Origin of the sequence: Stenotrophomonas sp. GD03654 (assembly GCF_029845105.1) — a bacterium.
Classification (GTDB): Bacteria; Pseudomonadota; Gammaproteobacteria; order Xanthomonadales; family Xanthomonadaceae; genus Stenotrophomonas; species Stenotrophomonas africana.
Genome location: NZ_JAOCLC010000032.1, coordinates 1 through 19,828, shown reverse-complemented (window position 1 = coordinate 19,828; position 19,828 = coordinate 1). Strand labels below are relative to the sequence as shown.

The 19,828-nt window shown below is 64.6% G+C and carries 22 protein-coding genes; all 22 read right to left on the bottom strand.

All coding sequences use genetic code 11. The features are described from left to right. Positions 1-186: 186 nt before the first annotated feature. On the bottom strand, positions 187-2,541 hold the full coding sequence (locus N5J73_RS13040; RefSeq protein WP_049443724.1) for an MMPL family transporter: 2,355 nt from the start codon (positions 2,539-2,541) through the stop codon (positions 187-189). After that, positions 2,534-3,163: an outer membrane lipoprotein carrier protein LolA gene (locus tag N5J73_RS13035; RefSeq protein ID WP_049443726.1), complete on the bottom strand. Its 630-nt coding sequence runs from the start codon at positions 3,161-3,163 to the stop codon at positions 2,534-2,536. Before N5J73_RS13035 ends, N5J73_RS13040 begins: the two co-directional genes overlap by 8 nt. Next, positions 3,160-3,591: an acyl-CoA thioesterase gene (locus N5J73_RS13030; protein ID WP_049443727.1), complete on the bottom strand. Its 432-nt coding sequence runs from the start codon at positions 3,589-3,591 to the stop codon at positions 3,160-3,162. The genes N5J73_RS13035 and N5J73_RS13030 overlap by 4 nt, the downstream gene beginning before the upstream one ends. Further along, complete coding sequence (locus N5J73_RS13025; protein WP_049443729.1) at positions 3,578-5,128, bottom strand: aromatic amino acid ammonia-lyase; 1,551 nt, start codon at positions 5,126-5,128, stop codon at positions 3,578-3,580. Before N5J73_RS13025 ends, N5J73_RS13030 begins: the two co-directional genes overlap by 14 nt. Beyond that, a complete protein-coding gene (locus N5J73_RS13020; RefSeq protein WP_049443731.1) occupies positions 5,118-6,059 on the bottom strand; it encodes an acyltransferase in 942 nt (313 codons plus the stop codon). Before N5J73_RS13020 ends, N5J73_RS13025 begins: the two co-directional genes overlap by 11 nt. 1 nt (position 6,060) lies before the next feature. Next, positions 6,061-6,831 (bottom strand): glycosyltransferase family 2 protein, encoded by a 771-nt coding sequence (locus N5J73_RS13015; protein ID WP_088480126.1) that lies wholly within the window; start codon positions 6,829-6,831, stop codon positions 6,061-6,063. Then, positions 6,821-8,506, bottom strand: a complete 1,686-nt coding sequence (locus tag N5J73_RS13010; RefSeq protein ID WP_049443735.1) for an AMP-binding protein — start codon at positions 8,504-8,506, stop codon at positions 6,821-6,823. Before N5J73_RS13010 ends, N5J73_RS13015 begins: the two co-directional genes overlap by 11 nt. Next, positions 8,499-9,050 (bottom strand): membrane protein, encoded by a 552-nt coding sequence (locus tag N5J73_RS13005; RefSeq protein ID WP_049443737.1) that lies wholly within the window; start codon positions 9,048-9,050, stop codon positions 8,499-8,501. The genes N5J73_RS13010 and N5J73_RS13005 overlap by 8 nt, the downstream gene beginning before the upstream one ends. Before the next feature lie 22 nt (positions 9,051-9,072). Beyond that, on the bottom strand, positions 9,073-9,330 hold the full coding sequence (locus tag N5J73_RS13000) for an acyl carrier protein (protein ID WP_279941039.1): 258 nt from the start codon (positions 9,328-9,330) through the stop codon (positions 9,073-9,075). An 18-nt stretch (positions 9,331-9,348) separates the two neighbouring features. Further along, the gene (locus N5J73_RS12995; RefSeq protein ID WP_046983475.1) at positions 9,349-9,606 is read right to left on the bottom strand and encodes a phosphopantetheine-binding protein; all 258 of its coding nucleotides are present in this window, start codon (positions 9,604-9,606) and stop codon (positions 9,349-9,351) included. Then, on the bottom strand, positions 9,593-10,390 hold the full coding sequence (locus N5J73_RS12990; protein WP_049443742.1) for a lysophospholipid acyltransferase family protein: 798 nt from the start codon (positions 10,388-10,390) through the stop codon (positions 9,593-9,595). Before N5J73_RS12990 ends, N5J73_RS12995 begins: the two co-directional genes overlap by 14 nt. Continuing rightward, a complete protein-coding gene (locus tag N5J73_RS12985) occupies positions 10,383-11,123 on the bottom strand; it encodes a beta-ketoacyl synthase chain length factor (protein ID WP_049443744.1) in 741 nt (246 codons plus the stop codon). The genes N5J73_RS12990 and N5J73_RS12985 overlap by 8 nt, the downstream gene beginning before the upstream one ends. Before the next feature lie 214 nt (positions 11,124-11,337). Beyond that, positions 11,338-12,351, bottom strand: coding sequence for a cytochrome d ubiquinol oxidase subunit II (cydB, locus tag N5J73_RS12980; RefSeq protein ID WP_049443745.1), 1,014 nt, complete (start codon positions 12,349-12,351; stop codon positions 11,338-11,340). A gap of 1 nt (position 12,352) precedes the next feature. Next, positions 12,353-13,750 carry a cytochrome ubiquinol oxidase subunit I gene (locus tag N5J73_RS12975; protein ID WP_049443747.1) on the bottom strand — a complete coding sequence of 466 codons (1,398 nt, stop codon included), beginning with the start codon at positions 13,748-13,750 and terminating at the stop codon, positions 12,353-12,355. A 129-nt stretch (positions 13,751-13,879) separates the two neighbouring features. Next, on the bottom strand, positions 13,880-15,079 hold the full coding sequence (locus N5J73_RS12970; protein WP_164078606.1) for an ABC transporter permease: 1,200 nt from the start codon (positions 15,077-15,079) through the stop codon (positions 13,880-13,882). Position 15,080: 1 nt separating this feature from the next. Then, the gene (locus N5J73_RS12965; RefSeq protein WP_279941037.1) at positions 15,081-16,085 is read right to left on the bottom strand and encodes an FtsX-like permease family protein; all 1,005 of its coding nucleotides are present in this window, start codon (positions 16,083-16,085) and stop codon (positions 15,081-15,083) included. A 6-nt stretch (positions 16,086-16,091) separates the two neighbouring features. Beyond that, on the bottom strand, positions 16,092-16,379 hold the full coding sequence (locus N5J73_RS12960; RefSeq protein WP_279941036.1) for a hypothetical protein: 288 nt from the start codon (positions 16,377-16,379) through the stop codon (positions 16,092-16,094). Between the two features lie 33 nt (positions 16,380-16,412). Next, positions 16,413-17,231, bottom strand: a complete 819-nt coding sequence (locus N5J73_RS12955; protein ID WP_152906632.1) for a hypothetical protein — start codon at positions 17,229-17,231, stop codon at positions 16,413-16,415. Then, a complete protein-coding gene (locus tag N5J73_RS12950; protein WP_164078605.1) occupies positions 17,228-18,439 on the bottom strand; it encodes a hypothetical protein in 1,212 nt (403 codons plus the stop codon). Before N5J73_RS12950 ends, N5J73_RS12955 begins: the two co-directional genes overlap by 4 nt. 52 nt (positions 18,440-18,491) lie before the next feature. Further along, positions 18,492-18,797: a hypothetical protein gene (locus tag N5J73_RS12945; RefSeq protein ID WP_099589314.1), complete on the bottom strand. Its 306-nt coding sequence runs from the start codon at positions 18,795-18,797 to the stop codon at positions 18,492-18,494. Positions 18,798-19,064: 267 nt separating this feature from the next. Continuing rightward, positions 19,065-19,280 carry a hypothetical protein gene (locus tag N5J73_RS12940; RefSeq protein ID WP_049443757.1) on the bottom strand — a complete coding sequence of 72 codons (216 nt, stop codon included), beginning with the start codon at positions 19,278-19,280 and terminating at the stop codon, positions 19,065-19,067. Then, positions 19,277-19,828: sigma-70 family RNA polymerase sigma factor (locus N5J73_RS12935; RefSeq protein ID WP_279941034.1), on the bottom strand; the 552-nt coding region annotated here is incomplete at its 5' end. The genes N5J73_RS12935 and N5J73_RS12940, both read right to left, overlap by 4 nt.

The window sequence follows — 19,828 nt, the reverse complement described above, 5'->3', positions numbered from 1 at the left end:
CAGCAGCAGCGCCGCAATGTTGCGCACGATCAGCTGCGGCACGCGGCCTCCAGCACACGTGTACGGCAGCCGCTGTTGATGGGATTGTTCATGTAACGCCCTTCCGGATACGGGTCGAGGGGGGATAGATGATGTTCCCGAAGTGGTCGCCGCGCCAGCGTCGGGCCAGGGCGCCAGCGCTCCGATTCAGGACGGCGGCAATGCATGGGGTGACGGTCGGAACAACGGCGAGATGAGCCAGACCAGGCCGATGCCGAACAGCAGCGTGAGGCCGAAGGCGCGCAGCGCCGGGGTCTGCGACAACCCCAGCAGGCCGAACGACAGCCAGGTGCTGGCCGCGCCCACGCACACCGCCAGCCATGCGCTGGCATCACCGCGATGCTCGATCAGGAAGATGCCGTAGTCGATGCCCATGCCGAGCAGCAGCATCAGCGCCAGCACGTTGAACAGCTGCAGCGGCTGGCCGAACAGGCCCAGCAAACCCAGGGTCAGCGCACCGGCAATGAGCGTCGGCGCGAATACTCGCCAGGCCTGGCGGCGGTAGCGCAGCCACAGCGCGCCGAACACCAGCGCGATACCGACCAGCAGCAGCCCTCCCATCAGCTTGCGATAGTGACCCAGCAGCTGCGAGAAATCGGCAGTGCGGTCCACCCAGCGCACGCCCGGCAGGCCTTCGGCCGCGCCCTGAAGGGTGGCCAGCGCATCGGCACGCGAGAGGTCATCGACCATCACCACGCTGATCATCTGCCCGCCCACGTCGCCCACCCACAGGTGGCGGAACGGCTGCGAGGCCGGCGAGGCCAGGAAGGCTTCGGCGGTGAGCGGCGCATTCGCGAACTGCGGTCGCTGCAGCGGCTCGCCCACGGCCTCGGACACGGCGGACAGCACACCCGGTTCCACCTTCGCGGTCAGCGCGGCATCTGCCTGCTGTCGCGACGGCGACGGCAGCCAGTCGCTGATCGCGCGGTAGCCACCAATGCGTTTGTCGTTGGCCAATACACGCAGGCGCCCGGTCAATGCTTCCTCACGCTGCAGCAGCTGCGCGGCATCCACACCCTGCACCAGGTAGAACTGCGCCGGGCTGGGCATGCCCAGCAGCTGGCTGAGGCGGATCTGCTGTGCCATCAATGCCGGCGGCGAGGACTGCAGGCTGCGCAGGTCGTCGTTGCTCTGCAGGCGCGCGATGCCGATCGCAGACAGCGCCAGCGTGATCACCACGAACAGCGTCACCGCACGGCGACCATGCAGACGCGGGAAGCGCTCCAGCGTGCTGCCCAGCCACTGCGAGAAACGGGTCTGGCGGATTTCACCACCATCCAGCCACGGGAACCAGAAGATCACCGTCAGGAACGCGGCCGCCAGGCCGACCACCGAGAACAGCGCCATCTGGCGCAGGCCCGGGAAAGGCGTCAGGCCAAGCGCCAGGTAGGCCAGTGCGCTGGTCAGCAGCGCCAGCCACAGGCCAGGCAGTAAGTGCCTCAGCAGCTTCCAGCGGCGATCAGCCGGCTCGGCCTGGCGCGAGGCGAACCAGTGAATGCCATAGTCCTCGGCCACGCCCACCAGCGATGCACCGAACACCAGGGTCAACACGTGCACGTTGCCGAACACCAGCACGGTCACCGCCAGCGCCACGCCACAGCCGATCAGCAGCGACGTGGCCACCAGCAGGATCGGACGCAGCGAGCGGAACGCGAGCCACACCAGCAGCAGCACCGCCGCCAGCGAGCCCCAGCCGATGGTATTGATCTCCCGGTTGGCCTGCACTGCCGCCGCCTCGGCATGCAGCGGCACGCCCGCATGCAGGATCTCCAGGTCCGGAGCGGCAGCCTTCGCCGCCTGCCCGGCGCGTTCCAGCAATCCATCCAGATGGCGCTCGCCATCGAGCTTGAACGCCGAGCCCGGCGTATCGAACTGCAGTGCAGCCCAGTGCCTGCCTTCGGCATCGAGCAGGCCATCATCGCCCAGCCGCAGGCCCGCGCCCTGTGCCTGCTGCTGCCACCATTGCGGCCATAGCGACAGCGGATCCTGCCGCCACTCGGTCAGACGTGGGGGCCCCATCGGGCCGTACAGCGCGGCCAGCGCCTGCTCGGCCAACGCGCCCGGTTCGCCGCCCTGCAGCTGCTCGCGCTGGGCCGGGGTCAGCAGGCGGTCGCGGTACGGCGCATAGAACGCGCGCGCCTCATCGAACCAGCCTTCGATCGAGCCGCTGGGTACCAGCAACGCGTGATCGGCGTCCTTGGCCATGGCCGCAGCAAACGCGGCCTGCGCACGCTTGGCGGCAGCGCCGTCCTTGCTGCCGAGCAGCACCACCACCTGCCGCGAACTGCCATCGGCGATGCGCCGGGTGACGTCGCTCAACAGACGGTCATGCGCGTCCTGCGGCAGCAGCGCGAGGATGTCGGTGTCGATCCGCGATTGCTGGCTCCACAGGTGCCACTGCTGCACGCCCAGCGCCAGCAGCAGCAGCAGCCAGGCGATGCCCAGCCAATGCCACCAGCGCCGCAACCGGTCCGGTGCATTCAACGCCACGTCCTCACTCAAAGCGGCGCGCCTCGTCTGCGCTGAGCGCGGCCGGAGCCTCGCTGAGCGCGTTGAACTGGATCAGCGTGCGGTCCTTGCTGGCCTCGACAATCTCGACCTGGCGCACGTAACGGTCGCCCTGCAGAGTCAGCGACTGGAACGCCTTGGCCAGCATCGCCGACTTCGGCGTCAGCTGCAGGCGCCAGCCCTGTCCTTCGCGGCTGACCGTCACGTTGAACGGGCCGGACAGCGCCTGCACGTCGCCACTCATCAGCGCGAACATGATCGCGTTCACCGAGCGCATCGCCGGCTGCTGCCGCGCATCGAGCTCGACGCGGGTGCTGCCGTCACGCTGGCGGCTCAGGATGCGGTCGGCAGTGACCACCACCTCGGAGGGAAACGGCTTCAGCGTGGTCCAGATCACGCCATGCTGGCGCGCGACCACGAACCGGCCCTGCGAGCGCAATGGGTTCCTGAAGCCGCTGACCTGCTTTTCCTGCGTGAACTGGCCACGCAATACGTCCGGCCGCGCCACCGCCTGGGTGATCGCGTCGATGGCCGGATCGGCGGCCTGCACCAGCGGTGCAGCCAGCAGCAACACCGTGCACAGCAGCGCACGCGCGAAACGGTTGGCTCGGTTCATGGCGCAGGCACTCCCAAGCGTTCCCACAGTACCGGCGGGCACTGGTACAGCATTTCCCTGCTGGCCGCGTCCACCGCCACCTGGATGGTCATTGCGCGCGTCAGCACCTGGCCGCTCTGCGCATCGAGGATTTCATAGTCGATCTTCAGCCGGTTCTCCCATTCCACGAGGCGCGCGACCACGCGCAGCGGCTGGTTGAACAGCAGCGGGCGCACATACTTCACCCGTGCATCGACCACCGGCCAGAGGTAACCCGATTCGAGCATCTGCGGGTAGTCGTAGTTGTAACGACCCAGCAGTGCACAACGCGCGATCTCGAAGTACTTGAAGTAATGGCCATGCCAGACCACGTTCATCGGGTCGCAGTCATGGAAGGCTGGGGCCAGCGCAACTTCGGCCACCCGTTCGATTGCTTCATTCACCGGCATACAGCTCCCAACGTTGCGCGCGGATCTCCACCAGCAGGTCCCGCAGTTCGCGATCCAGCGCGCGGTCTTCTTCGACCAGGGCAATGCGCTGCCCCAGGTCGGCGTACATATCGGCCAGACTGCCATGCAGCTGCGCGTTCAGGCCAACCCGTTCGCGCAGCGCCAGGCCCTGGCGGGCAGCCACCAGCATCGCGGCCACCACCTGTTCGGTCAGTTCGATCACGCGCAGGCAGTCGCGCGCGGCGATGGTGCCCATGCTGACCTTGTCCTGGTTATGGCATTCAGTGGACCGCGAGAACACGCTGGCCGGCATGGTCTGCTTCAGTGCTTCGGCAGTCCACGCCGAAACGCTGATCTGCAGTGCCTTCAGGCCATGGTTGATGGCCGCACGCGGGCCGGTGGCGGCCGACAGGTTGGCCGGCAGTCCATGGCTGTAGCGCGCATCGACCACCAGCGCCAGCTGGCGGTCGAGCAGGTCGGCAATGTTGGCGACCGTGTTCTTCAGGGTATCCATCGCCAGCGCGATGTGGCCTCCGTAGAAGTGGCCGCCGTGCAGGATGCGCTCGCCATCCACATCGATCAGCGGGTTGTCGTTGGCGCTGTTCAGTTCGGTTTCGATCAGCTGGCGCAGGAACGGCAGGCTGTCTTCCAGCACGCCGATCACATGCGGTGCGCAGCGCAGCGAATAACGGTCCTGCAGGCGCTGTTCATTGCGCGGCGGGTGCTCGCTGTGCAGGTCGCTGCGCAGGCGCGCGGCAATGCGCATCTGGCCCGGGTGCGGTTTGGCCGCGAACAGGTCTTCGTCGAAGTGGTGCGCGTTGCCGTCGCTGGCCAGCACATTGAAAGCGGTCAGGCGCGTGGCCATGCGTGCCAGGTAGTCGGCGCGCTGCCAGGCGAGGCAGGCCAGGCCGGTCATCACCGCGGTGCCGTTCATGATTGCCAGGCCTTCCTTCGGCCGCAGCTTCAGTGGCGCCATGCCGATCTTCGCCAGCACTTCGCCCGCTGGCTGCACGCGGCCGTCGTGCAGCACCTCGCGCTCGCCACACAGCACCGCCGCCACGTAGGACAGCGGGGTCAGGTCACCACTGGCACCAACCGAACCTTCGGCCGGAATCAGCGGCAGTACATCGTGCTGCAGCAGCGTAGCCAGGCCTTCCAGCAACGGTACGCTGACACCGGACATGCCACGCACCAGCGAGGCCAGGCGCGCGGCCAGCACCGCGCGGGTCTCGACCGGGTCCAGGTAACGGCCGAGGCCGCAACCATGGTAGGTGTACAGATGGTGCGGCAGTTCCGCTACCAGCGGCGGCGGAATGTTCACCGTGCACGAGTCGCCGTAGCCGGTGGTCACACCGTAGATGACGCCATCATCGCGCAGCAGGCCGTCGAGGAAGTCGGCACCGCGCTGGATGTGCGCGCGGAACGCCGGCGCCTCGCTCAGCGCGGCTTCGCAACGGCGCCGGGCCAGGGCAACCACGTCTTCGATGGTCAAGGGTGCATCGCCAAAGCGGCACACGGTTAAGGCGTCAGTCGTCATGCGGAGCCTGATCCCAGAAGGGGAAGAAATTGAACCAGTCCAGCGGCGACTGGATGACCTGCTGTTCCAGCCAGCCCGCATAGCGCTGCACCTGCGCGGACAATGCCGCATCACGCGACCCCCGTGGCAGCACGATGCGATCGGCGAACGGCTCGAACACGACCCGATAGCCCTCGCCCTCATGCAGGCAGGCCATGGTGTAGACCGGGCAGCCCAGTGCGGCGGCAAGTACATACCCACCGATGGGGAACGGCGCACGTTGCCCGAGGAAATCGGCGCTGAGGCAGCGCCCACCACCGACCGGCGTTCGATCGCCGACAATGGCCACGAAACCGCCAGCGGCCACCTTGTCGGCCAGCATCATCGCCGTGGCAGGCCCCATTTCGGTGACCTGCACAAGTTCCACTGCTGCAAGCGGATCCAGCCGACGCAGCAGGCGATTGAAGCGTTGCGCATGCGCGGTATGCACCAGCACGGTAATGCACAGGCCGGGGACCCGCTCGGCCAGCACCTGGCACAGTTCCAGGCAGCCGATGTGCGCGGTAAGGATCAGCCCGCCTTCGCGCTGCGCGATCCTCTCCAGCACCGGGGTGCGATGCAGGTGGATGCGTTCGGGCGGATAGCGCCCACCGATGCCGAGGATCTTGTCCAGCATCGTGTCGGCAAATGCAAAGAAGTGGCGCAGGCTGTCGCGCCGGGTCGGCGCGCGACCCAGCACGCCGCTGTAGGCCTGCAGCCGCTGCAGATACTGCATCGAGGCCTCGCGGCCAACGCGATTGCCCAGCCAGTGGCAGGCCACCACCGGCCACACGCACATGCGGAACGGCCAGCGCCCGAACCAGCGGTGCACCCAGTACAGGACCAGCACGCCGGCCACCGAGGTGGATTCACCGATATCGGCCCAGTGCGGGGCACCCTGAGGGGTCGCCATTTCAGCGCTGCCCCCGCAGGCGGCGGCGCAGCAGGCGCGGTGCGCGCCAGAGCATGCCGAAGAACAGGCGGGTGTGCATGCGGGTGATGCGTACGTTGTCGCGCCACATATCAAAGTGCGACACGCCATCGGAAGGATAGGTCACGCGCGTGGCCAGGTGCTCGACCGGCACCTGCCGCCAGTACAGGCGCACGATCACCTCGGTATCGAAATCCATGCGCCGGCCGATGGTCTCTTCGCCGGCCACGCGCAGAACCGGTGGCAGTGGGTAAACGCGGAAGCCACACATGGTGTCGCGCAGGTGCAGCGACAGCGTATTGATCCAGACCCAGATGTGGGTGGCGTAGCGGCCATACAGCCGTGCCTTCGGTACGCTGGCATCGTAGGCCGGGATACCACAGATCACCGCATCCGGATGGGCACGCGATACCTCGATGAAACGTGGCAGGTCGCCGGTATCGTGCTGGCCGTCGGCATCGATCTGCAGCACGTGGCTGTAGCCACGCGCGTGGGCCTCGGCGAAACCGGCCAGCATCGCCCCGCCCTTGCCCTGGTTGATGTCCAGGCGCAGCAGGTCGACCCCCTGGCGCTGCGCCAGCGAACGCAGCACTGCTGCACACGCGTCATGTGAGCCGTCGTCCACCAGCAGGCATGGAAGGCCGGAAGCCAGCACGCCGTCGACCACCGCCGCGATCGCATGTTCGTGGTCGTAGACAGGAATCACCACCAATGGCGCGAACGCGGCACTGGCACTGGAGGAATCAATCCGCATCGGCGAACACCACTTTTCCGCTGGAGTGCATTCCGTGGCTGGAGGTATAGCGGAAACCCAGCACGCCACGCGCCGCATCCCAGTCCAGATGCAGGGTCAGCACGTCACCCGGCCGCGCGACGTGCTGGAACTTCACCGCGTCCATGCGCAGGAAACCCGCCGGCATCGCGAACGCCTGTCGGCCGAAACGCACCGCCCAGTCCAGCTGGGCCACACCGGGCAGGATGGGTGCCTGCGGGAAGTGGCCCTGGAACGGCCGTAGCGCCGGGTCGAGGGTCATGCGCAATGTCGCGCTGGACGTATCGCGGTGATCCCACAGCGGTACCGGCATCAGCGGCTGGAACAGTGCCGCCAGCGCCGCCTGGGTGACCTTGCCCTGCGCATTGAATGGCAGCGACTGGACCAGTCGCCAGCGACGTGGACGGGTCACTGCGTCGTGGCTGTGGGCCAGCCGCGCACCCAGGCGCTGGCCGAGTGCACGACGCGCCGCGTCACCACCGTCCAGCAACGCGGCATCTGCCGGCACCACCACCGCTGCAAGCTGCTCGCGCTGGCCCGGCAGCACCAGCACGCGTGCATCCTCCACTTCGGTGTCTTCGCGCAGCGCTCGTTCCAGCGCATCCAGCGAGACGCGCCGCTCTTCGATCTTGACGATGCGATCGGTTCGGCCCAGCAGGCGGAAACACCCATCGGCCAGCGCTTCGACGCGGTCCTGGGTGCGCCACCAGCCGGCGTTCTCCAGGTGTGGCGACGCCACGGCCAGGCATCCCTCCTCGATCCGCCACTGCACGCCCGGCAGTGGCCGCCACGGCGGCAGGTCGGTTTCCCAGCGACGCCAGGCGATGCCGCCGGTCTCGCTGCTGCCATACACCTCGGTGGGAGCCACGCCCAACCACTGCCGCACCTGCCGCGCCGCTTCTTCAGGCAGCGGGCCACCGGAGGAGAACACTGCGCGCAGGCGGCCATGCAGGCTGAACCAATCCAGCTGTTCGGGCAGGCGCTTGAGGTGGGCCGGGGTGGCCACCAGCAGTGTTTCGGTACCGGACAGCGCCGCCACCAGATCTTCATGGAAGAACCGGCGCGGATGAATCAGGCGACCGGCGGCCAGCGGCCACAGCACACGGAACAGCAGCCCGTAGATGTGCTGGTGCGAAACCGTGCCATGCACCTCCGCCCCTTCCAGCTGCGCACCGAACGCAGCCTGCAGCGCGTCGACTTCGCGCGCCAGCTGGTCCAGGCGCTTGCTGATCGCGCTGGGTTGGCCGGTGCTGCCAGAGGTGAACACGCACAGCTCGCAGGCGCGCTCGTCCAGCATCCGCAACGCGCCGTCCACCTCTGCATCCACCACCGCCAGCGGGCGGTAGTCGGCGGGGACATCGCCAGCAAAACCACTCACCTGTGACTGCAGGGCCTGCAGCGTGGCCGACAGGTTGTCAGCCGCCAGGAATACCCGCTTGCCGGCATGCCAGGCACCGTACAGCGCTGCAGCGAAGGCCACGGCATCGTCGAAGTACAGGGCCCAGTCGCGCCCCTCGGCAGCGGCAAAGGCCGAGCGCCACGCCAGCACGCGCCGGTGGAACCCGGCGTGGTCGAGCAGCACACCGTCGCAGACACCGACCGGGCGTTGCGGCCGCGCATCCAGCAGCAGCCGATCCAGGGCAATCCACTCAGCCATGCGTGTGCACCGCCCTGACCCGTTGCCGCACCAGCCACTCACCCGCAAACAGGATTCCCATCAACACGTACGCCAGCAAACCGTTGTAGAGCATCCAGACCCGGTCCGACGCATACAGCGCGGTCAGCAGGGCCAGGCTGCCGTTGAAGACAAAGAAGCCGCACCACACCTGGGTGACGCGACGGGTATAGGGCACCGCCGACGCAGGCAGGTCCGGCTCCTGCAAGCGGGCCAGGCGCTCGACCACGGGAGGACCGAATCGAAGGCTGCCGGCAAACAGGACCAGCATTACGGCATTGACCAGCGCCGGGTACAGCTTCAATGGCAGCGCCTGGTTGAGTACCGTCGCCAGCACTGCGAGCAGGCCGGCACCCGCTGCCGCGCCCCACCACACCGGTTGCCGCGTGCCCAGTGCCCGCAGCAGGGCCAGCGCGAACAACAGCAGCGACGACCAGCGCGGCTCGAAACGGCCCATCGCCAGATAGACCAGCAGCGGATAGGCCAACGAGATCGCAGCCACCGCCACCGTGCGTGCGCGTGCCATGGGAACGACGGCCGCGCTGCGGTCAGGCGGCCGCCTGGTCCGGCAGCAGGCCATGCGTCACATCGACGATGTCCTGCACCGTACGCATGGTCTTGAATGCTTCCGGCTGCAGGTTGCGTCCGAGCAGCGGCTTGAGCTGAACGATCAGATCGACCGCATCGATGCTGTCGATGTCCAGATCGTCGTACAGCCGGGCCTGGGGCGTGATCCGGGCCGGTTCGATCTCGAAGCTGTCGGTGAGGATGGAAACGATGCGATCGAACAGTTCATTCTTGGTCATGGCAGTTCCTGGCACCGGTTACGACCGATGGGCGGCGACGAACTCGCCAAGCGCGCGCACGCTGGAAAAATGGCGGCGGGTCTCTTCCGAGTCGGATGACAGGCTCACACCGTACTTCTTCTGCAGCGCCAGGCCCAGTTCCAGCGCATCGATCGAATCCAGGCCAAGGCCCTCGACGAACAGCGGCGCAACCGGATCGATATCCTCCGGCGTGATGTCCTCCAGTGAAAGCGAGGAAATGATCAATACCTTGATCTCGTGCTCAAGTGCTTGCACGGGTGGGGTCTCCAGACAGGTCGAAGTAACGGGAAAGGTGCTCGGTGACGCGACGTGCCGCCAGGGCATTCCCTCCTGGCGAGTCGTCTTCGACCAGAAATGTCGAGATCGGGATATCTTCGCCGATCTGCAGCCGAACGTGAAAGCAACGTGAGGGAATACGATACCACTTCTGCCCTTTGGCCAGGGTCGGCGGCGTACAGGTGATCCGCACCGGCGTGATGTCCAGACGGCCGCGGACGGCGATGTTGGCGGCGCCGCGCTGCAGCCGCAGTGGCTGCCCGGGCACGCTGCGGGTGCCCTCCGGAAAAATGACCAGGCTGCCACCCGCACGGACCGCCTTCACGCAGTCATCGACCAGGCCCGGCCCATCGTCGTTGGCAATGTAGCCGGCGGCCCGCACCGCACCGCGCATGAACGGGCTGCTGGCTACCGCGCGCTTGACCACGCAGTCCGCGTTGGGCAGCAATGACACAAGGCAGACCACATCGATGAGTGTTGGATGGTTGGCCAGCACCAGCAGGCCGTCGCGCTGCAGGCGTTCGCGCCCTTCGATCTCGCAGGTCATCACACCCAGGCTGCGCATCAGCCGCAGCTGGCCGGCAAAGGCGAGCTGGACCAGGCGGCGGGCACGGCGGCGCCGCGCGAGTGGGTCGCGCATCAGCAGCAGCAGCGGCATTACCACCGTTCCCAGCACCAGCCCGCCCAGCCCAAAAGCAAGAAAGCACAGCGCCGTGCCGAACACACGCCAGGCATGATCGAGACGGCGCAGCCCCTCAGCCACGGCGGCCCCAGGACCAGCGTTGTCCCTGCGTTACATGCTCAAGCGCCGGCATCTTCGACAACAGGAAACGGTGCAGGTCCAGTGCGTGCGGCAGATGGCCCGGCACGCCCTCGGCAGCACCGGCCGGTTCCCAGCGCAGTGACAGGGTCGGGCAGCCCTCGCGGGGCTGGGTGAGACGCCAGCACCATGCGAAGAACACGTCGGGTTCGTCGGCGAACGGCGCGTATATGCCCGGCAGGGGCGATTCGTACACCACCACACGCACCTCACGGGCGCCGTCGGCCAGCAGACCGACCGCTTCCAGGCAGGCGGCTTCTGCCGTGGCCCGGCCCGCGGCCAGCGCCAGGTAGTTGCCGCGATGACCACGGGCAATCGAGTACAGGGCGGCAATGGCGTTGTGCACCGACAGCCCGAAGGTCGTGGGCGACAGGGGTTCTTCGGCTGCCAGCGATGCCAGCAGATCCATCGAGCGGGGCACATCGCCATGTCGGCTGGCGAAAACCAAGGGCACCTGGCTGTCGGCACCCTGCGCGTCCTCGCACCAGCATGCGGCCTGGATCGCCATCCGGCCCAGCCGTTCGATACGCCGACGCTGCATCGCCGGGATTTCGGTGAGCGCTGGCGCGCCCTCGCCCACGGGCAGGAACGGCGCATCGGCCCAGCGCAGCCATTGGCTGCGCTCGGTCAGGCCAGGCGCCCAGGCGGCCCAGTCGACGACGGAGAATTCAATCATCTAGCGGTGGTGTTTCACTGGGGGAACGATAGGCACGGGCCACTCAAGGCGACGCGCGGCTCCCCCTTCCTGCAGCCGTGCGTCCGTCCAGGACGTTGCCGGCTACCCCCTTGGCTGCCGGAAAGGAGCGCACGCTATCACGTCCAACGCAGGGAATGCAGTCTTCACAAACAACAACGCGGGAACGGCCAGCCGCAGTTCCCGCGCACGAATCTCAGTGGTAGCCGGCGTCAGCGTGCACTTTGCCGCGAAATACCCGGTAGGACCACGCTGTATAGCCGAGGATGACTGGCAGCAATATGACCAGCCCGACCAGGGTGAATCCCAGCGAAGACGCCGGCGCGGCGGCCTGCCACAGCGTCATCGACGGCGGCAGCAGGTACGGCCACATGCCCAGCACCAGGCCAAGGAAGCCAAGCACGAACAGGGCCAGGCTGAGCAGGAACGGCGGCAGGTCGCGGCGCGGATGAGTGGCGCTGCGCCACAGCGCGGCAGCCACCGCCAGGGTCAGCAACGGCACCGGCGAGAGCCACCAGAAGTTGCCGTCGCTGAACCAGCGTTCCATCAGGCGCGAATCGAGGAACGGCAACCAGCTGCTGACCAGGCCCATCGCCGCGATCACCGCCACCACCAGCGGGCGGGTCATCTGCCGCGCGAGCGCCTGCACGCGCCCTTCGGTCTTCAGGATCAGCCAGGTGCTGCCCAGCAGCGCATAGCCGGCCACCAGCGCGGCACCGGTCAGCATGGCGAACGGGCTGAACCAGGCGAACGGGCCGCCGTGGTAGGCACCGTCCACCAGCGGGATGCCCTGCACCAGGGTGCCGAGGATCACCCCCTGGGCGAACGTGGCCAGCAGCGAACCGAGGCCGAACGCCACGCTCCACAGCCGGCGCGAACGATGTGCCTTGAAGCGGAACTCGAACGCCACGCCGCGGAACACCAGCGCCACCACCAGCAGCAGCACCGGCAGGTACAGCGCCGACAGCAGCACCGCATACGCCTTCGGGAACGCCGCCAGCAGGCCGGCGCCACCGAGCACCAGCCAGGTCTCGTTGCCGTCCCAGATCGGCGCGGCGGTGTTCATCATCAGGTCCAGCTGTTCCTCGTCCTCGGCGAACGGGGCAAGGATGCCGATGCCGAGCACGAAGCCGTCCAGCACCACGTACATCAGCACGCCGAAGCCGATTACCGCGAACCATGCCACCGGCAGCCAGGTCATCAGGTCCATGTCAGCGCTCCTCCAGCGGTTCGTCGGCGGCCGACAACGGACGCGCCGGGGTGTGGCTGCCGTGGTCCAGCGACGGCCCTTCGGCATAGGGCTGCGGCCCGTGGCGCAGGATCTTCACCAGGTACCAGATGCCCCAGCCGAACACGAAGGCGTAGCCCACCACGTAGACGCCCAGCGACAGCGCGGTCATCCACGCGCTCTGCGGGCCCACTGCATCGGCGGTGCGCAGCACGCCATACACCACCCACGGCTGGCGGCCCATCTCGGTAACGAACCAACCCGACAGCAGCGCGATGAAACCGCTGGGCAGCATCCAGTTCCAGCCGCGCAGCAGCCACGGCGAATCCAGCAGCTTCTTCCGCCACAACTGGAAGGCCGACACCCAGGCCAGCACCAGCATCAGCGTGCCCAGCCCGACCATGATGCGGAAGGCGAAGAACACCGGCGTCACCGGCGGACGCTCGCTGGCCGGCACCGAGGTGAGAGGATCGAAGGTGCCGTCCAGGCTGTGGGTGAGAATCACGCTGCCCAGCTTCGGGATGGCCACTTCGAAATCGTTGCGCTCCTCCTTCTCGTTCGGCAGCGCGAACACCACCAGCGGCACGCCCTCGCCTTCCCTGGTTTCATGCCAGTGCGCTTCCATCGCCGCGATCTTCATCGGCTGGTGCTTGAGCGTGTTCAGGCCATGCATGTCGCCGACGAAGATCTGCACCGGCACGGTCAGTGCGGCGAACGCCACCGCCGCGATCAGCATGCGCCGTCCCGCTTCCACGTGCGTGCCCTTGCGCAGGTACCACGCGCCCACGCCACCGATCACGAAACAGGTGGTGATGAACGAGCCCAGCGCCATGTGTGCCAGGCGATAGGGGAACGACGGATTGAATACCACCTGCCACCAGTCCACCGGATGCACGATGCCGTTGACCATCTCGTAGCCGGCCGGGGTATGCAGCCAGCTGTTGGACGACAGGATCCAGAACGTGGAGAACAGCGTGCCCAGCGCGACCATGCAGGTGGACAGGAAATGCAGGCGCGGCGAGACCCGGCCCCAGCCGAACATCATCACGCCGAGGAAGCTGGCTTCTAGGAAGAACGCGGTCAGCACCTCGTAGGTCAGCAGCGGTCCGATGACGGTACCGGCCACCTCGCTCAGCCGCGGCCAGTTGGTACCGAACTGGAAGGCCATGACGATGCCGCTGACCACGCCCATGCCGAACGACACCGCGAAGATCTTCTGCCAGAAGAAGTACAGCTCGCGCCAAACGGGCAACTTCGTGCGCAGCCAACGCCATTCGATGAAGGCCAGCCAGCTGGCCGTACCAATGGTGAAGGCGGGGAACAGCACGTGGAAACTGATGACGAATCCGAACTGGATCCGGGACAACAACAACGCGTCCAAGGGACGCCTCCTGCCTGAGACCGGTGGGATACCAGACCACTTTAGGAGGATTTCGTTAAGGTGGGATGCGACCGGGTGACGCGCTGCTTCACTTTGTCGCAGGGGGACCCGAATTACAGGATGAATGGGCTACAGAGGCTTCAGCAAGGTCAAGGGCGGCTCCTTGGCGATTCGCAGCGCCCGGGGTACCAGTGCAGTCAAGCAGGCCGCCATCACCAGCACGACAGCGCTCGATATCGAGAACCACGGTGAACCTGTGATGCCGTCCTGCAGCGACCCTACCCACTGCAACGACAACGCACCGAGCAGGGCGCCCAACGTGGTGAACAGTGAAACCTCGAACATGATTTCGGCAAAGATCACAGATCCGCGCGCACCCAAAGTGCGTCGGATTGCGATGGAGTGCCGGCGTCGATCAAGCCATGCACCTACAACTCCGGAAATTCCGGCCATCAGGACACCGAGAACAACGGCCGTCATGACCGCGAGCACGGTCGTAGCGAAGCGATCAGCTTTGACGTAGGCGTCGCGATATCCCGCCAGCGTCTCGACACCGGTCGGATTCACGATCCGATAAGGCCGTTGCAGCGCATCGACAATGCGATCAAGCGATGAACGATCGACCATAGACCTCCACTTCGCCAGATAATAGCGACTCGCGCCCATGGGAAGGCCCGGAAGCAACGCCCACTGCGAGTCTCGCTCATTGCCTCCTGGCGCCGGCCCAGCAACAGACGCAAATACGCCCACGACGACCCGGCTGCTGCCGGGGCCGAAGTACAGGTGACGGCCAACAGCACTCTCCGTTCCGAACAAATGTGCAGCCAGCGTTTCACTTATCAGCACCACCGGAGCGCCTTCAAGCATGTCGTCCTCTGCGGCATCCCGCCCCAGGACGATTCCCGCGCCCAGCATCGCCAGCAAGCCAGCGCTGGCAGTTACCACGGGAATGCGATCACATCCAGCAATGTCTGTCGTGCCGGAGCTCATCGAGTGCGCCATGGCCGACTCGCTGGTGCACACGCCGTATCGATGAGCTCTTCCCCCGAACGGAACGGAGTCGCTCACAGCCGCGCCCTGAACACCGGGTAGCCGGATCGCGGACAGGTCTGCCCGCAGCACTGCTTCATCGGCGCCTTCTTCGACATCCGAGACTCCGACCACACCAATCGATGCTGCCTCCCGGATGCTCCCGGTGTTCAATCTGGCGAAGCTGTCCAGCGTAGATTGCAGTGCGAACGCACATGCCAGGCTTGCAAGCGCTGCCTGCACTGCAAGCAGTGCGGCGCTTCCCAGGTGTCGTCGGGTCTCCCTCATCGATTCGAACATTTCAGGCAGCTCCCTTCGCGAAGGCACTCGACAGTGAGCTGACCCTGCAGATTTCAAACGATGGGACCAATGAGCAGAGCAACGTCGTGACGACTCCCAGGGCAGCCGCCATCAGCATTGCCCCAGCATGCATCGCTGTGATCGCGCTGGGCAGAACGTCTCCCGCAGCAACCACCCGGATTCCCAGTGCATAGGTGCCGACAGCGAGTGCACTGCTTGCGACTCCCGCCGCGATGGATTCCCACATGAGCTGGACGAACACGTCCCGGCGTCGCGCTCCCAGTGCACGTCGTATAGCGAGCTCCCGCCTACGGCGCCCCAGACTGAAGCTCAGCAGTGCCGCCGCATTGACGACGCACACACCGAGAAGGATCAGTGACAGCCGAAGCTGCATCCTGGCCCGCTCCGGAACCAATCCCAGCCTGTCCAGCCACTCCATCAACGGCCAGAGTGCCACCTGTTGGGTACCTGGCTCGGTCCGAAGGCCCTTTGCCTGCGCATAGGCGTTCAGACCCGCGCGGTAGGCGGCGACATCATCTGCGGTAGGCAGCCACGCCCACAGTTGAAGCCATGAAACGTTCCCCCCTGCAAGATCCGTGTCCTGGTCACCACCCCAGATCGCCGTCCCGTCCACAACAGTCAACTTGTCCGCGATTGCGGTTTCAACTGGCAGGTAGATCTCGTCAGGCTCCACAAACGGCCGGCGTGTGAGATCTCCCTGAAACATCGGCACCGGATGCCAATCCTCCGCGACACCCACTACGGTGTAGGTGCGTCTGCCCAGTTCCAACGGATGACCAACGCAGTTCTGTGCACACTCACGCTTGGCGAGCGCACGCGACAGGACCACCATTCGACTCGCAGCATGTCCCTCCTCGGCAGTCCATGCCCGCCCTTGAACAACGGCAATGCCAAGGACACTGAAGACTTCGGACGTGGCGAACCTGGCGCGCAGTCTTGCGCTCGACTCTCCCGGCCGGGAGAGCGTCACCGCCCCCCCTGCCATAGCTGCCTATTTCCACGTCCCGCCTTGGTTCAGAAGCGCCTTCGCGTCTGGCCAGGTCAGTGCCTGACCAGAATCCGGAGAACCACTGCGGAGTGCATCTGGACGCGCGTCAAGGTACGGGCGGAACAATGTCGAGCTCCGGTCTGGTGCGGGATCGGACGATGCCTGGAAAACAATGGAGAGCATCACAGTCGTGATCCCTACCCCTGCACCCAGCATGAGAGCGATTGCCAGATGAGTGCCGATTCGCTGCTTGAATCGAATCAACGCCATCTTGATGTAGTAACCGTGCACGTACCCTCCTTGGCCTTTGCAGCGCCCTCAACTTCAACTCGACGGAACTCCTCGTAGAAGAAGTTGCTCTCTTTCTCTCAGCTCACCTACTCCAGCCATGTATGGGCTGCAGGCACAGAAGGTCAGGCTTTCGTCCTCTTGGTACACCAGAATCTCCGCCATCCTGTTGTCGAACAGTTCCCGGCATGCGTATACGAGAGCGGGAAAAACCCCGAGATCCGCCTTGGGTCGCCCCTTTGGGAAACTCAGAGTGAACGCCTCTCCGTGATAGCTACATATGATTGGGGTGCCTTGCGGTTGTTCGACGAAGAATGGATGCCACTGCTGCTCCCCTTCTACGACATCGGAATCACCATTCCACCGGAAGTAGGACCAGACTGACTTCTGTACGAACTTGTCCAGATGCGACATATCAGGCATTCGATGACCGAACCCAAAAGCGAACTGTGGCGTTCTGATTTCTGGGATACGCTCGGAAATAAGCTTCCACTGCACATTCAAGGGGAGAAGCGATCTACTCACTCCGCGAGGACCAATTCCGTGTGCCAGTGCGTGTGCTCGCGACAGAACCGAACCCAAAGCCGTGTATGCCCAGTTCTCATGCAGACGGAATGTACGAAGACGCTTTCCAATCTCGGTGCAGGAGAGATCGAATACTCTGTTGATGATGTAGGAAGAACACATGCTCGGAATCGATTTTTCCAGTACGGGTTCAATGATTCCAGCCTCCTGAACGCGCCAATTTCGAGTCAGCTCGTCCAGATGGATCACACTCACACCCCGAACATCCCCGAGCACGGCTGCGACGACGTCTTCCGGATCGGAGTGGATAACAATGGTTGGAATCTTCATGCCGCGTTCTCCAGCGTTTCCGCTGGCATTCTTTGGCTGTACTCGGCCCTGATCTCCTCCTGAATTTCATCCACGACCGCCATCAGCTGCAAAGAGGCGGGTGACTCCAGTACGAATAGCGTCGATATCTTCCGTTCGATGAAGAATCCGCCGGCTACGTGCATCAGTCGTCGCTTCATTCTCCTCCCGGATTCCTCTCCAATCCCAGCACCGATACCAACCAACCTCCCGAGAAGCTGGTGGATGGCGTAGTAGACAAAAACCGCATGAGCCAGTGAATGGTTGGGAATGAAGTTGCCTGACCACGGTGAAACCGGGCGAACTCTGATTGCACCTGACATGAACTTCCCATGCACCTCTTCATAGGCGGAGAGGTACGAGTGGACGGACTCATGCAGAATTGCCTCTGCGCAGATATCTACGGTCATTTCCGGCCTGTGAACGTTGAGGATTCGGATGCAACCTGCATGAATCGGTCGATACTCGGATCCAAGATTCAGAGGTGAAGCCTGATCACCCAGCTCGATCGACTTCCTCACGAGCACACGCCTTGTGAATGTTCGAATCAGGAGACCCAGATGTGGAGTGGCTTCATCCACAAGCCTTATGGCAGCTTCCAGCTTTTCTTGGATTACGGCGAGCTCTTCTGATGAGATGCTCAGGTATGGATTGCAGAACGTTCCGCTCTCTGGCTCGTTCCGACGCGCCAGCCCGCTGTCCACGTCCAGAGTGATCACACCACCCACCTTTGCGCGCTCGACCTTCTCAAATCCGGATTCATGCCGCCTGATCACCCACTCCCCAAGGGGGCTTTCGACTCCTCTCCCTTGGTGAAATTTGCCCATTTCGTCATGGATGGGAGCAACTGGACACTCCGCCATTGCGGCGAGATGAAGCGCCTCGATGGTTGTGACAGGCATTCCGTCTGTATCTTCATGGGAGACTCCATCTGGATCATCCATGAATCCGGAAACCCACGGGGAGCCAAGCAATCTTCTTCTCGCCGCAGCATCCAGCTGCTTGAATGTTCTTTCAAAATTCTCAACACGCTCTTGATTCTCAAGCCGCTCATCTCTGAATCTTGAAAGAGCCTCACCCAGACGACGCGGAGCTACTTCGAACCATGCATCCAGCAGCACCGAGCAAACATCAACCGTTCTGCATGGATCTTCAATTGCTCTCCTGAGATCCTCTATGGAAGTTCTCATCACCCTCTCCTTGGTGACGGACGGCCACCCCCATAGGCGACCGTCCGCGTTCTTAGACGTTGAACTTCTGGGCGTCAGGAACTACGTGCGCAAGCTGGAGCTCTTCACCTGACGAGTAGTGACCGCAGTGAGTACCACCGCTTGAGTAGTTGGTACATTGAACACCCGCGATCTCGTTGTCGCCGGCTCCTTCTTGCAACTCCTCCACACTGGCGAGAGTGATGTCCAGCACGGAGGCGTTCTGGATCTGCGTGAGATCATTGGACGCACTTCCCTGCGATGCAGATGCGACTCCGGATAGACCAAGCATTGCAATGAGCGCCGGAGGAAGAAGCACGGACTTGCAGATCTTCGACATTATTCAGCTCCTTTGAAGTAGATACTGCTGGATATGGCCGTGAGCTTGCGCGGCTCCTGGCCAGCGTCAGCGATTGCTGACGATCTAGACTTTTCCAGGAGAGTCATCGACATCAATAGCAGCAGATTCCTTTGCAACTATCCTCAGTGCGGGGATCTCTTCGTAGCGTCTGGAGATGGCGCAATCCGTCGGATGCGGGGGATTCTCCGAATCAGCGACATTGGGAATGACGGAGGAAAATTCACGCCGGATACGACTGACAATCGATTAATTCCAGAAGTACCAGACCGCCGCAGCCACCAACGCGCCCAGCAACACCACCTGCACCACCACATAGCCCACGCCACTGTCGCGTGACTCAGCGGCGATCCGCTTCTGCAGCGCCTCGCTCACATCCGGCGTTTCTTCCTGCTGCACCTGCTCACGCAACGCCTGCGCCAGCGCGCGCTTTTCCGCATCGCGAGGGTCGGTCGGTCGGTTCACAGCAGTTCTCCGGCGGCGGCATGCCGCGTCAGTTCCTGCTTCAGGACCTGGCGCGCGCGGTGCAGGTGGCTCTTGATGGTACCGCGTGCCAGTCCGGTCACCTGCTCGATTTCGGCCAGATCGAAATCCTCCAGGTAGTGCAGGCCGACGATCAGCCGCTGCGGTGCACTCAGCCGTTCCAGCGCCGCGCCGAGCTGGCGCCCGGCCTGCAGCGCCTCGCTCAACTCAACCGGGCCCGGGCCTTCATCGCCGACACCCAGTTCCTCCGGCACCTCCACGGCCACCATCCATTGCGCTTCCAGCCGCCGCCGGCGCAGGTGCTGCAGCGCCGTGGTGTATGCGACCCGGGAAACCCAGGTGCGCAGCGAGCATTCAAAACGAAACCGATGCAGCTGACGGAACACCGCCAGGAAGGTTTCCTGCAGCAGGTCGGCCACCTGATCGCGGTCGCCCACCATGCGCCCGATCACGTGCGCGCAGGTGCGTTGATGGGTCTCGACCAGCTGCGAAAACGCCGCCTGCGAGCCGTCGATGATGGCTCGCACCAG

Excerpts from the sequence above, each read along its gene's own strand:
- N5J73_RS13035 (WP_049443726.1), bottom strand. The coding sequence starts at position 3,163 with ATGAACCGAGCCAACCGTTTCGCGCGTGCGCTGCTGTGCACGGTGTTG.
- N5J73_RS13030 (WP_049443727.1), bottom strand. The coding sequence starts at position 3,591 with ATGCCGGTGAATGAAGCAATCGAACGGGTGGCCGAAGTTGCGCTGGCC.
- N5J73_RS13025 (WP_049443729.1), bottom strand. The coding sequence starts at position 5,128 with ATGACGACTGACGCCTTAACCGTGTGCCGCTTTGGCGATGCACCCTTG.
- N5J73_RS13020 (WP_049443731.1), bottom strand. The coding sequence starts at position 6,059 with ATGGCGACCCCTCAGGGTGCCCCGCACTGGGCCGATATCGGTGAATCC.
- N5J73_RS13015 (WP_088480126.1), bottom strand. The coding sequence starts at position 6,831 with ATGCGGATTGATTCCTCCAGTGCCAGTGCCGCGTTCGCGCCATTGGTG.
- N5J73_RS13010 (WP_049443735.1), bottom strand. The coding sequence starts at position 8,506 with ATGGCTGAGTGGATTGCCCTGGATCGGCTGCTGCTGGATGCGCGGCCG.
- N5J73_RS13005 (WP_049443737.1), bottom strand. The coding sequence starts at position 9,050 with ATGGCACGCGCACGCACGGTGGCGGTGGCTGCGATCTCGTTGGCCTAT.
- N5J73_RS13000 (WP_279941039.1), bottom strand. The coding sequence starts at position 9,330 with ATGACCAAGAATGAACTGTTCGATCGCATCGTTTCCATCCTCACCGAC.
- N5J73_RS12985 (WP_049443744.1), bottom strand. The coding sequence starts at position 11,123 with ATGATTGAATTCTCCGTCGTCGACTGGGCCGCCTGGGCGCCTGGCCTG.
- cydB (WP_049443745.1), bottom strand. The coding sequence starts at position 12,351 with ATGGACCTGATGACCTGGCTGCCGGTGGCATGGTTCGCGGTAATCGGC.
- N5J73_RS12970 (WP_164078606.1), bottom strand. The coding sequence starts at position 15,079 with ATGTTCGAATCGATGAGGGAGACCCGACGACACCTGGGAAGCGCCGCA.
- N5J73_RS12965 (WP_279941037.1), bottom strand. The coding sequence starts at position 16,085 with ATGGCAGGGGGGGCGGTGACGCTCTCCCGGCCGGGAGAGTCGAGCGCA.
- N5J73_RS12955 (WP_152906632.1), bottom strand. The coding sequence starts at position 17,231 with ATGAAGATTCCAACCATTGTTATCCACTCCGATCCGGAAGACGTCGTC.
- N5J73_RS12950 (WP_164078605.1), bottom strand. The coding sequence starts at position 18,439 with ATGAGAACTTCCATAGAGGATCTCAGGAGAGCAATTGAAGATCCATGC.
- N5J73_RS12945 (WP_099589314.1), bottom strand. The coding sequence starts at position 18,797 with ATGTCGAAGATCTGCAAGTCCGTGCTTCTTCCTCCGGCGCTCATTGCA.